A 10895-nucleotide genomic window follows, 5' to 3' on the forward strand; every position below is an offset into this window, starting at 1 on the left:
GTCCTCGATGCTGTCCGCGCCGGCGACCATGCCCGCGACCAGCGAACTGACCTTGAGGTCGGCGTTGGCGCCGGCCGAGCCGGGCACGCTGACGTGCCCGGCCACCAGATCCTCCAGCCCGGCCTCCTCGGCCAAGCCCATCACCGGGACCAGGCCGGCCGTGCCGATCAGGTTCGGGTCATCGAACACGGCGGAGATGTTGTGGCAGACTCGCATTATCGGGTGCTCCTGTTTTCTGGTCGATCGAACTGTCGCAAGTCCAATCGTCCCAGGTCACAGGGGCATTCGTGTGTTACGACCCGGCTTGGTCACCCAATACATCGGCGGATCGAGGCTGAGCCGCCGCGCCGGCGTCCCCGCTTGAACCGCCCGCCCGGGTCAGTCCTCCAGGACGGCCCGGGCGGCGTGGTACCCGCCCAGGCCGCTCACCCCGCCGCCGCGGCGGGAGCCCGCACCGGCCAGCAGCACCCCGGGGTATGGCGTGTCCACGCCCCACCGGCGTGCGGGGGTGTCCAGCGGGGCGTCGTCGTCGGCCCACGGCCAGGTCAGCGGGGCGTGGAAGATGTTGCCGCCGGGCATGGCCAGGGTCTCCTGCAGGTCCCGCGTGGTCTTCGTCTCCACGCAGGGTCGCCCGTCCCGGTCGCGCAGCACGACGTCCTCGACCGGCTCGGCCAGCACCGAGGACAGCGAGTCGAGCGTGGCCTGCTGGAGCTGCTCGCGGGTCACCTGGCCGTCGTCCAGCAGCCGGTCGGGCGTCTGCAGGGTGAACACGGTCAGGGTGTGGGCGCCGGAGGCCCGCAGCTGCGGCGACAGGATCGAGGGGTCGGTCAGGGAGTGGCAGTAGATCTCCGCCGGCATCGGGTCCGGGACCCGCCCGGCCAGGGCCGCGGCGTAGGCCTCCTCCAGCTGGCCGTAGGTCTCGTTGATGTGGAAGGTGCCGCCGAAGGCGGCGGCCGGGTCCACGGACCGGTCCCGCAGCCGGGGCAGCCGGGAGAGCAGCAGGTTGACCTTGACCTGGGAGCCCTCGACCCGCTCGTGCGGGGCACCGACCAGGTCGGCCAGCACCGACGGTGCCGCCGCCCACAGCACCCGGCCCGCGGTCGCCCGGTGCTCGACGCCGGCGTCGTCGACCCAGGTGACCGCGCCGTCCTCCACCCCGGTGACGGTGGCCCCGGTGCGCAGCTGCGCGCCGGCGGAGCGGGCGGCCCGCTCCAGCTCGCCGGAGACCTGGCCCATCCCGCCGACGGGCACGTCCCAGTCCCCCGTCCCGCCGCCGACGACGTGGTAGAGGAAGCAGACGTTGTGGCGCAGGTCGGCCTCGTGGGCCGAGGCGTAGGTGGAGATGAGCCCGTCGGTGAGGACGACCCCGCGGACCAGGTCGTCGGCGAAGGTGGCCTCGACGACCTCGCCGAGCGGCCGGTGCAGGAAGTCGCGGACCAGCCCCGGGTCGCCCACGCGCTCGGCCAGCTCGGTCGCCCGCGGCAGCGGCTCGGTCATCGTCGGCCAGACGGCCTGCGCCAGCCGGCCGACCCGGTCGTAGAACGCCTCCCACCGGGCGGCGTCGTCCGCCGCCCCGACCGCCGCGAACGAGGCGGCGGTGGCCCGCGGGTCGCCGTTGTCGATGAGCAGCCCGGTGTCCCCGCCCGGCACGGGCGTGTAGGAGGAGTAGCGCCGGCGGGCCAGGTCCAGCCGCAGGCCGAGGTCGTCGACGATCCGCCGGGGCAGCAGGCTGACCAGGTAGCTGTAGCGCGACAGCCGGGCCCCGACGCCCTCGAACGCCTCGGCCGAGACGGTGGCCCCGCCGAGGGCGTCCTGCCGCTCCAGCAGCAGTACCGAGCGGCCCGCGCGGGCCAGGTAGGCCGCGGCGGTCAGGCCGTTGTGGCCCCCGCCGACGACCACGACGTCGTGGCTGGTGGTCACCGCAGGCCCCTTCCTCAGATGACGCCCATGGCGAGCATGGCGTCGGCGACCTGGGTGAAGCCGGCGGCGTTGGCGCCGAAGACGTAGTCGCCGGGCCGGTCGTAGTCCTCGGCGGTGGTGACGACCCGCTCGTGGATGCGGCGCATGATCTCGGCCAGCCGCTCCTCGGTGTGCTCGAAGGTCCAGGAGTCGCGGGAGGCGTTCTGCTGCATCTCCAGCGCGGAGGTGGCCACGCCGCCGGCGTTGACCGCCTTGCCCGGTCCGAAGAGCACCCCGGCCTCGGCGAAGACCCGGACGGCGCCGGGCGTGCAGGGCATGTTGGCCCCCTCGGCGACGATCTCGGTGCCGTAGGCCGCCAGCACCCGGGCCGCGTCCTCGTCCAGCTCGTTCTGCGTCGCGCACGGCAGGGCCACGTGGCAGGGCACGTCCCAGACCCGGCCGCCCTCGACGAAACGGGCGGAGGGCCGGGCCTCGGCGTAGGCCGCGATCCGCTCGCGGCGGTGCTCCTTGACGTCCTTGAGCAGGTCCAGGTCGATCCCCTGCTCGTCGACGACGTAGCCGGAGGAGTCGGAGCAGGCCAGCACCTTGCCGCCGAGCTCGTGCACCTTCTCGATCGCGTAGATCGCCACGTTGCCCGAGCCGGAGACAACGACGTCGTTGCCCTCGAAGCCGACCCCGGCGTGCCGGGCCATCTCCTGGGCGAAGTAGACGGTGCCGTAGCCGGTGGCCTCCGTGCGTGCCTGCGACCCGCCCCAGGCCAGGCCCTTGCCGGTGAGCACGCCGCCCTCGTAGCGGTTGGTGATCCGCTTGTACTGCCCGAACAGGTAGCCGATCTCGCGCGTGCCCACGCCGATGTCCCCGGCCGGGACGTCGGTGTACTCGCCCAGGTGGCGGTACAGCTCGGTCATGAACGACTGGCAGAAGCGCATGATCTCGGTGTCCGAGCGGCCCTTGGGGTCGAAGTCCGAGCCGCCCTTGCCGCCGCCGATCGGCAGCCCGGTGAGGGCGTTCTTGAAGATCTGCTCGAAGCCGAGGAACTTCACCGTGCCCAGCAGCACGCTGGGGTGGAAGCGCAGGCCGCCCTTGTAGGGGCCCAGCACCGAGGAGTACTCCACCCGGAAGCCGCGGTTGATCTGCACCTGTCCGGCGTCGTCGGTCCACGGCACCCGGAAGATGATCTGCCGCTCCGGCTCGCACAGCCGCTCGATGACGCGCTCGGCCAGGTAGTGCGGGTGGCGCTTGACCACCGGCCCGAGGGAGCCGAGGACCTCCTCGACGGCCTGGTGGAACTCGTGCTCCCCGGGGTTGCGGCGCAGCACCTCACGGTAGGCGTGCTGCAGGGCGGGGTCGATGGAGTCGGACATGGAGCCTCCGGTCGGGTCGGTCGGACGGCCGCCGCCCGGGCAGGGGACCCGGGGCGCGGCGACCGCCCGACATCTTATGCCCGTGGGTGCATAGGTATGCCCTCGCCCCGCCGGGTCAGCGCGGGGACCAGTCCCGTCGCCCGTCGCCCCTCGGCGCGTCGGGGTCGCGCCGGGGCCGCCCGCCGGAGCGCTCGCCGCCGTCGCGGCCACGGCTCCCGCCCTTGTAGCCGCCGCGGCCGCCCTGGCCGCCGCGCGCTCCATACCCCCCGCGTCCTGCGGGGCGTCCGCCCCGGCCGGCGGGACGGCGCGGCCGCAGGACCGCGTCGAGGGCCGACTGCGGGATCGGCTCCCCCTCGGCGACCCGGCCGCCGGCGGTCTCGATGATCGCGGTGTCCTCCGGGGCGACGGTGCGCGGGTCGGTCTGCACCCCCGCGGCGTCGAGCAGCCGGCCGACCTGGCGCTTCTGGTGCGGCAGCGCCAGCGTCACGACGACGCCCTCGTCCCCGGCGCGCGCGGTGCGCCCCGAGCGGTGCAGGTAGTCCTTGTGGTCCGCGGGCGGGTCCACCTGGAGCACGAGCGAGACGTCGTCGACGTGGATGCCGCGGGCGGCGACGTCGGTGGCGACGAGGACCGGCAGGGTGCCGCCCTTGAAGGCGTCGAGCACCCGGGTCCGCTGGGCCTGGTTGAGCCCGCCGTGCAGCGCCGCGGCGAAGACGCCGGACTCGCGCAGCTGCAGGGCCACGCGGTCGGCCCCCAGCTTGGTGCGGCAGAAGACGATGGTGCGGCCGGGCCGGTTGGCGATCGCCGCCGTGATCGGCCGCTTGTGGTGCGGGTGCACGAGGAAGAGGTGGTGCTCCATCGTCGTCACGCTGGCGGCGACGTCGTTGGTGGAGTGGGTCACCGGGTCCTTGAGGTAGGTCTTGGCCACCTGGTCGACCCCGTGGTCCAGCGTCGCGGAGAACAGCAGGCGCTGGCCGTCGGTCGGGGTCAGGTCGAGGATCTGGCGGATCGCCTCGACGAAGCCCATCTCGGCCATGTGGTCGGCCTCGTCCAGGACGATCATCTCGACCTCGGACAGGTCGGCGGCCGACCGGTCGATGAGGTCGATGAGCCGGCCGGGCGTGGCGACGAGGACGTCGACGCCGCGGTCGAGCGCGGTCAGCTGCGGCGTGTAGGACATGCCGCCGGCCACAAGGACGAAGCGCTTGTCGATCGCCCGCATGAGCGGGGCGAGGGCGTCGACGATCTGCATCGCCAGCTCGCGGGTCGGGGTCATGATGACCGCGCGGGGCCGGTGCGGGACCGCGCGGGGGCGGCCCGCGAGCCGGTGCAGCATCGGCAGCCCGAAGGCCATCGTCTTGCCGGACCCGGTCTGGCCGCGGCCGAGCAGGTCCCGGCCGGCGAGCGCGTCGGGGATGGTCGCCGTCTGGATGGGGAACGGCTGGGTGATGCCGGTGCGGGCCAGGGCGTCGACCAGCTTGGGGTCCAGGCCCAGGGCGGCGAAGCCGTTGTCCTCGGTCACCTCGGCCTCGACCTGCTTCGCGGCGCTGGCGGCCAGGTGCTCCTGGTATGCCGCCTCGGCGGCCTCGCGGTCGTCGTCGCCGTGGTGCTCCTGGACGGGGGCGGCGTCACGACGCCGGTCCTGCCAGCCGCGGTCGTCGCGCCGGCGGTTCTCGTCCCAGCTGCGGCCCTCGTGACGGCCGCGCTCGGTGCTGCGGCCCTCGCGCTCCTCGCGGTGGGCGCGCCAGGTGTGCTCGCGGGGACCGCGGCGGTCCTCACGGGCGTCCCGCTCGCGACGGTCGTCCCGGCGGTCGTCGCGCTGCTCGTCCGCCCAGCGGGGCCGGTCGTCGCGGCGGGGGTAGCCGCCGCCGCTGCGGTCGTCGCGGCCGCGGTAGCCCCCGCCCTGACGGTCGTCGCGGCCTCGGTAACCGCCACCCTGGCGGTCGTCCCGGCGGGGGTAGCCACTGCCCAGGTGGTCGTCGCGGCCGCGGTAGCCACCCTCGCGGTCGTCGCGGCCGCGGTAGCCACCGCCCTGACGGTCGTCGCGGCCTCGGTAACCACCCTCGCGGTCGTCGCGACCGCGGTAACCGCCACCCTGACGGTCGTCGCGCCGCGGGTAGCCGCCGGTGCGACGGGCCCCGTCGGCGGACGGCTCGTCCCGCCGCTCGGGACGGTCCCCGGACGGGCGCTCCCGGCGGCCCTTGAGCTGGGCCCGGGCCTGCTTCTCGCGGGCCATGCGGGCGGCCTTCTTCTGGGCTGGGGTGTGGCGGGGCTTCTTGGCTCCGGAGGCACCGGTACGGACAGGCTTGGCCATGGGGTCACTGCTTTCGTCGGATCGTCGAGGGTGGTGCTCGCCTCGACGCCTAGAAACGCGCGACCGGACCAACCTCCAGGCGCTCACGTGGCGCCCGTACGTCCCCCGGGGCCGGATCGCCCGCAGGGTCTGAGCTGCCGCTCCTCGCAGACGGAGGGCGGCGGACGTACCAGTCTAGCGGACGCGGGACCCTCCTCCCGACAGGTGCCGCTCAGGCGTCGATGCGCTCCCGGTCGAGCTGGTCGGCGGACCCGACGATGAAGTCCTTGCGGGGCGCCACGTTGCTGCCCATGAGCAGGTCGAAGACGCCGTCCGCGCGGGCGGCGTCGGCGAGGGTGATCCGCCGCAGGGTGCGGTGCCGGGGGTCCATCGTGGTCTCGGCCAGCTGGTCGGCGTCCATCTCCCCCAGGCCCTTGTAGCGCTGCATCGGCTGCTTGACGGTGCGGCCCTTCTTCTGGAGCGCGGCCACCGTCCGGCGCATCTCCGGCTCGGTGTAGGTGTAGAGGTACTCCTTGCCCGCCCGTCCGCGCCCGCCGGTGACCTCGATCCGGTGCAGGGGAGGCATCGCGGCGTAGACGCGGCCGGCCTCGACGAGCGGGCGCATGTAGCGGAAGAACAGCGTCAGCAGCAGGGTGCGGATGTGGGCGCCGTCGACGTCGCGTCGGTCATGATGATGACCTTGCCGTAGCGGGCCATGTCGAGGTCGAACGAGCGGCCCGAGCCGGCCCCGATGACCTGGATGATGGCGGCGCACTCGGCGTTGGAGAGCATGTCCGAGACCGAGGCCTTCTGGACGTTGAGGATCTTGCCGCGGATGGGCAGCAGCGCCTGGTGGTCGCTGGAGCGGGCCAGCTTGGCCGTGCCCAGGGCGCTGTCGCCCTCGACGATGAACAGCTCGCTGCGCGCGGTGTCGTTGGTGCGGCAGTCGGCCAGCTTGGCCGGCAGCGAGGAGGACTCGAGCGCGTTCTTGCGGCGCTGGGTCTCCTTGTGCAGCCGGGCCGAGATGCGCGACTTCATCTCCGAGACCACCTTGTCCAGCAGCAGGCTGGCCTGGGCCTTGTCGCCCCGGTGGGTGGAGGTCAGCCGCTCGGTCAGGCCCTTCTCCACGACCCGGGAGACGATGGCCCGCACGGCGCTGGTGCCGAGCACCTCCTTGGTCTGCCCCTCGAACTGGGGCTCGGCGAGCCGGACGGTGACGACCGCGGTGAGGCCGGCGGTGATGTCGTCCTTGTCGACCTTGTCGTTGCCCACCTTCAGCCGGCGGGCGTTGACCTCCAGCTGCTTGCGGAAGACCTTCATCAGCGCCTGGTCGAAGCCGGCGACGTGGGTGCCGCCCTTGGGCGTGGCGATGATGTTGACGAAGCTGCGGCTGGTCGTCTCGTAGCCCGTCCCCCAGCGGACCGCCACGTCGACCTCGCACTCGCGCTCGACCTCGGTGGAGACCATGTGGCCCCGGTCGTCCAGCACCGGCACGGTCTCGGTGAAGCTGCCCGAGCCCTGCAGCCGCCAGACGTCGGTGAGCGCGGCGTCCGGGGCGAGGTACTCGGCATACTCGGTGATCCCGCCCGAGTAGGCGAACACCTCCTCGTGGGGGCCGTCCTCCCCGGCCGTGCCGGGCAGCCCCCGCTCGTCCCGGACGACCATGGTCAGCCCGGGGACGAGGAAGGCGGTCTGCCGCGCCCGCGAGACCAGCTCGTCGTAGGTGAAGCTGGCGTCCTTGACGAAGATCTGCGGGTCGGCCCAGTAGCGGACCCGGGTGCCGCTGCGGCCGGCCTTGACCTTGCCGGCGACCTGCAGCTCGCTGCTGCGCTCGAACGGCGTGAACGGGGCGTCCGGCGACGGTGCCCCGCCCTGGTCGTCGAAGACGCCCGGCTCCCCGCGGCGGAAGCTCATCCTGTAGGTCTTGCCCTTGCGGTCGACCTCGACGTCCAGCCGCGAGGACAGGGCGTTGACCACCGAGGCGCCGACCCCGTGCAGACCCCCGGAGGCGGCGTAGGAACCGCCGCCGAACTTGCCGCCGGCGTGCAGCTTGGTGAAGACGACCTCGACCCCGGAGAGCCCCGTGCGCGGTTCGATGTCGACCGGGATGCCCCGGGCGGTGTCGCGCACCTCGACCGACCCGTCGGCGTGGAGCACGACCTCGATCCGGTCGCCGTGACCACCCAGCGCCTCGTCGACGGAGTTGTCGATGATCTCCCACAGGCAGTGCATCAGGCCCCGGGAGTCGGTGGAGCCGATGTACATGCCGGGCCGCTTGCGGACGGCCTCCAGGCCCTCGAGGACCTGCAGGTGCCTGGCCGAGTAGTCCTGCGCCACGGGTGGTTCTCCTTACGGGGACGGGTCGTGCGCAGCCTAGCCGTGGCGTCCGACGAGCCCGGTCAGGCGCGACTGTAGGAACCCGAATTTCTTGTCCCGATCCCAGTTTCGTGTCCCGCGCGTGTCCTGAGTCCCGATTTCGTGTCCTGGTAGGACGCTGGTGGCTATGGGCGCGGCGAACCCCTTGGACACGGAGGTTCGCTACGTCGACGCCGACGGCGAGTCGGTCACGACGTCGCTTCGGCAGCTGGACCTCAAGCGCGCATCCACCGCGTTGCCGGTGCGTCGGCTGAAGTCGCATGTCCGCCAACGTCACTACTCAGGCCTGTTCTGGTCGGCGACTACGGGTGCGCACGTGCCCTATGAGAGTCGGTTGGAGCTGGATCGGCTGTGGCTGGCCGACTTCGACGCTGATGTGCACTGGATCGCCGCCCAGCCGATGTGGTTCGGCGGATCGGACGAGGGAGTCCTACGGCGGCACGCGCCGGACCTGCTGCTGACCGACAGGCGTGGCGTTATGACGGTCGTGGACGTCAAGCCCGCCGAGTTCGTCAAGCGCCCGAAGGTGCAGGCCGTGTTCTCGTGGACCGCACGTCTGTGCCAGGCCAAAGGCGTCCGGTACGAGGTATGGTCCGGCGCCGACCCGGTCACCCTGGCGAACATCCAGACGTTCGCCGTCGCCCGCCGCGGTGTTGGAACGCGGGCTCCGACGTACAGCTCTACCACCGCGGCACTCATGTCATGCCTGCCTCGACACTGATCATCGACGTGCTGTCGACAGGCGTGGTCATGTCCACCGCCCAGTCGCCGCGCCACAGCAAGCTCAGCAGGGCAAGCCGCCCGCCAGGCTTTCCCGAAGCTGCCAGGAGGTCCTCGACCTGACCGATGGTCATGCCCGTGCGTCCGGCCGCACAGGCGGCCGCCAGCTCGGCCGTGTCTGGTTCGAAGGCGAGATGTACCTGGTCCAGGCCACTTCACAGATAACTGCGCAGGCACAACCAGGCAAACGATGTGCGCTGCCGGGACTGTCAGGAAAACGGTGTTTTTGGCCCGACACGCCGGCGTGGCCGGCGGGGAAGGTCGCATGATGACCGAGACGATTTCGAGTGTGAGCTCGATGCCGAAGGAAGCCAAGAAGACGGTCTCGCGCAGCGAGGCCGAGCATGCCGCGGTCCGGGAGCTGGTCAAGGCCGCCCGGGCTCGCGGGGAGGACCTCACCGGCCCCGACGGGCTGCTGAAGTCGATCACCGCCACCGTGCTGGAGAGCGCGCTGGAGGAGGAGATGACCGAGCACCTGGGGCACGCCAAGCACCAGGTGCCCACGGCCGAGAGCGGGAACATCCGCAACGGCACGAGGCCCAAGACGGTGCTGACCGACGCGGCCGGTGAGGTGACGATCGCGGTGCCGCGGGACCGGGCCGGCACGTTCGAGCCGGTCATCGTCAAGAAGCGACAGCGTCGCCTCTCGGACGTGGACGCGGTGGCGATCAGCCTGTTCGCCAAGGGTCTGACCACCGGGGAGATCTCCGCGCACTTCCAGGAGGTCTACGGAGCGAGCATCTCCAAGGACACGGTCAGCCGGATCACCGACAAGGTGCTCGAGGAGATGAGCGCCTGGGCCTCCCGGCCGTTGCAGCCGGTGTACGCGGCGATCTTCATCGACGCGATCTACGTCAAGGTCCGCGACGGGCAGGTCGGCAACCAGCCGTTCTACGCCGCGATCGGGGTCGACCTGGGCGGCCGCCGGGACGTGCTCGGGCTGTGGGCCGGCCAGGGAGGAGGCGAGTCGGCGAAGTTCTGGATGAACGTGCTGGCGGACCTGAAGAACCGCGGCGTCCGCGACGTCTTCTTCGTCGTCTGCGACGGGCTCAAGGGCCTGCCGGACTCGGTGAACGCGGTCTTCCCGGCCGCGATCGTGCAGGCCTGCGTGATCCACCTGATCCGCGCCACCCTGCGGTACGCGAGCAGGAAGTACTGGGACCAGCTCGCCGGTGACCTGCGCCGCATCTACACCGCCCCGACGGTGGCGGCGGCGTGGGCGGCCTTCGAGGAGCTCGAGGAGAAATGGGGCAAGCCCTACCCCGCGATCCCCAAGCTCTGGCGAGCGGCGTGGGAGGAGTTCACCCCCTTCCTCGCCTACGACGTGGAGATCCGCCGCGTGCTCTTCTCCACCAACGCCATCGAAAGCCTGAACGCCAGATATCGCCGGGCGGTGACCGTGCGCGGTCACTTCCCCACCGAGCAGTCCGCGCTGAAGTGCCTCTACCTCGTCACCCGCGGACTGGACCCCAAGGGCACCGGCCAGGCACGATGGGCCATGCGGTGGAAGCCCGCGCTCAACGCTTTCGCCGTCACCTTCGCCGACCGCATGCCGGCCGCGGAGAACCTCTGAAGATGAACGCCAGAAACACCGTTCATCGGACAGACCCGCGCTGCCTTCGAACTAGGCTCGACGTACTGGCGAACGTTAGGAACGCACGACATTCACACAACAGAGGCGGCTTACGACTAGGAGTCAGGATGGGTCCGAGGCGCAGCAGGGGGCGACGGTTCGCAGTAGTGACCGCGACTGTCGCGTTAGCGGTTGGGCTGGGAGCCTGCGCCGGGTCCGACCCAGCACCGGGAACGACGGGTGAGGGGGCGGCGGTTACCGACCGCCCGGTGGAGCACTCGACGCTGGGGTGCGATCAGTGGGAGGGTAGCGACATTGTGGTCGCGGGGGATGGCGGGGCGGCTACCGGCCCAGGCGCGCAGAAGATCCGGCGCAGGCAATCCGGAACTTCGCCACCCTCGAAGGACTGCCTGCCGGCAAGGACAGCGAGGTGTCTGCGGGTGTCTGGGTCAGGGTAGGCGCGGACGGTCGAGCGAGCCACATCCTGCGACTAGTGCGGCGCGTCGTTAGTTCCTAAACAGTTTTGGAGTTGGGATGATGGGGTATGGCGAATCGACCTGCCCCCGCCCTGATGCTGCGCGAGGGTGAC

The 10895-nt window shown here is 71.8% G+C and carries 6 protein-coding genes and 2 pseudogenes; 2 read left to right on the forward strand and 6 right to left on the reverse strand.

Features of this window, described 5'->3' with window-relative positions; all coding sequences use genetic code 11:
* The 5 genes and pseudogenes from BJF81_RS10435 to BJF81_RS10455 form a co-directional block, all read right to left on the reverse strand.
* Positions 1–216, reverse strand: a pseudogene (locus BJF81_RS10435) (IS1380 family transposase); the annotation flags it as partial.
* Between the two features lie 162 nt (positions 217–378).
* A complete protein-coding gene (locus BJF81_RS10440) occupies positions 379–1920 on the reverse strand; it encodes a phytoene desaturase family protein (protein WP_083664156.1) in 1542 nt (513 codons plus the stop codon).
* Between the two features lie 14 nt (positions 1921–1934).
* Entirely contained in the window at positions 1935–3284 is a 1350-nt protein-coding gene (gdhA, locus tag BJF81_RS10445; RefSeq protein WP_075958289.1) for an NADP-specific glutamate dehydrogenase, read from the reverse strand.
* 115 nt (positions 3285–3399) lie between these two features.
* Positions 3400–5598: a DEAD/DEAH box helicase gene (locus BJF81_RS10450; RefSeq protein WP_075958290.1), complete on the reverse strand. Its 2199-nt coding sequence runs from the start codon at positions 5596–5598 to the stop codon at positions 3400–3402.
* Positions 5599–5809: 211 nt separating this feature from the next.
* Positions 5810–7914, reverse strand: a pseudogene (locus tag BJF81_RS10455) (DNA gyrase/topoisomerase IV subunit B).
* A 166-nt stretch (positions 7915–8080) separates the two neighbouring features.
* On the opposite strand from BJF81_RS10455, the gene BJF81_RS10460 reads away from it, so the two are divergent.
* Positions 8081–8674, forward strand: coding sequence for a TnsA-like heteromeric transposase endonuclease subunit (locus BJF81_RS10460; RefSeq protein WP_143780796.1), 594 nt, complete (start codon positions 8081–8083; stop codon positions 8672–8674).
* On the opposite strand, the gene BJF81_RS18055 is transcribed toward BJF81_RS10460, so the two are convergent.
* On the reverse strand, positions 8649–8807 hold the full coding sequence (locus BJF81_RS18055) for a hypothetical protein (RefSeq protein ID WP_158068662.1): 159 nt from the start codon (positions 8805–8807) through the stop codon (positions 8649–8651). The two genes, BJF81_RS10460 and BJF81_RS18055, sit on opposite strands and share 26 nt — an antisense overlap.
* Positions 8808–9001: 194 nt before the next feature.
* Between BJF81_RS18055 and BJF81_RS10465 the strand changes: the two genes are divergently transcribed.
* On the forward strand, positions 9002–10306 hold the full coding sequence (locus tag BJF81_RS10465) for an IS256 family transposase (RefSeq protein ID WP_202817472.1): 1305 nt from the start codon (positions 9002–9004) through the stop codon (positions 10304–10306).
* Positions 10307–10895 lie beyond the last annotated feature (589 nt).

Origin of the sequence: Ornithinimicrobium sp. CNJ-824 (assembly GCF_001942405.1) — a bacterium.
GTDB classification, from domain to species: Bacteria; Actinomycetota; Actinomycetes; order Actinomycetales; family Dermatophilaceae; genus Ornithinicoccus; species Ornithinicoccus kibberensis.

Bases quoted from the DNA above. Each gene is read 5' to 3' on its own strand.
- gdhA (WP_075958289.1), bottom strand. From the start codon at position 3,284: ATGTCCGACTCCATCGACCCCGCCCTGCAGCACGCCTACCGTGAGGTG.
- BJF81_RS10450 (WP_075958290.1), bottom strand. From the start codon at position 5,598: ATGGCCAAGCCTGTCCGTACCGGTGCCTCCGGAGCCAAGAAGCCCCGC.
- BJF81_RS10460 (WP_143780796.1), top strand. From the start codon at position 8,081: ATGGGCGCGGCGAACCCCTTGGACACGGAGGTTCGCTACGTCGACGCC.
- BJF81_RS18055 (WP_158068662.1), bottom strand. From the start codon at position 8,807: ATGACCATCGGTCAGGTCGAGGACCTCCTGGCAGCTTCGGGAAAGCCT.
- BJF81_RS10465 (WP_202817472.1), top strand. From the start codon at position 9,002: ATGACCGAGACGATTTCGAGTGTGAGCTCGATGCCGAAGGAAGCCAAG.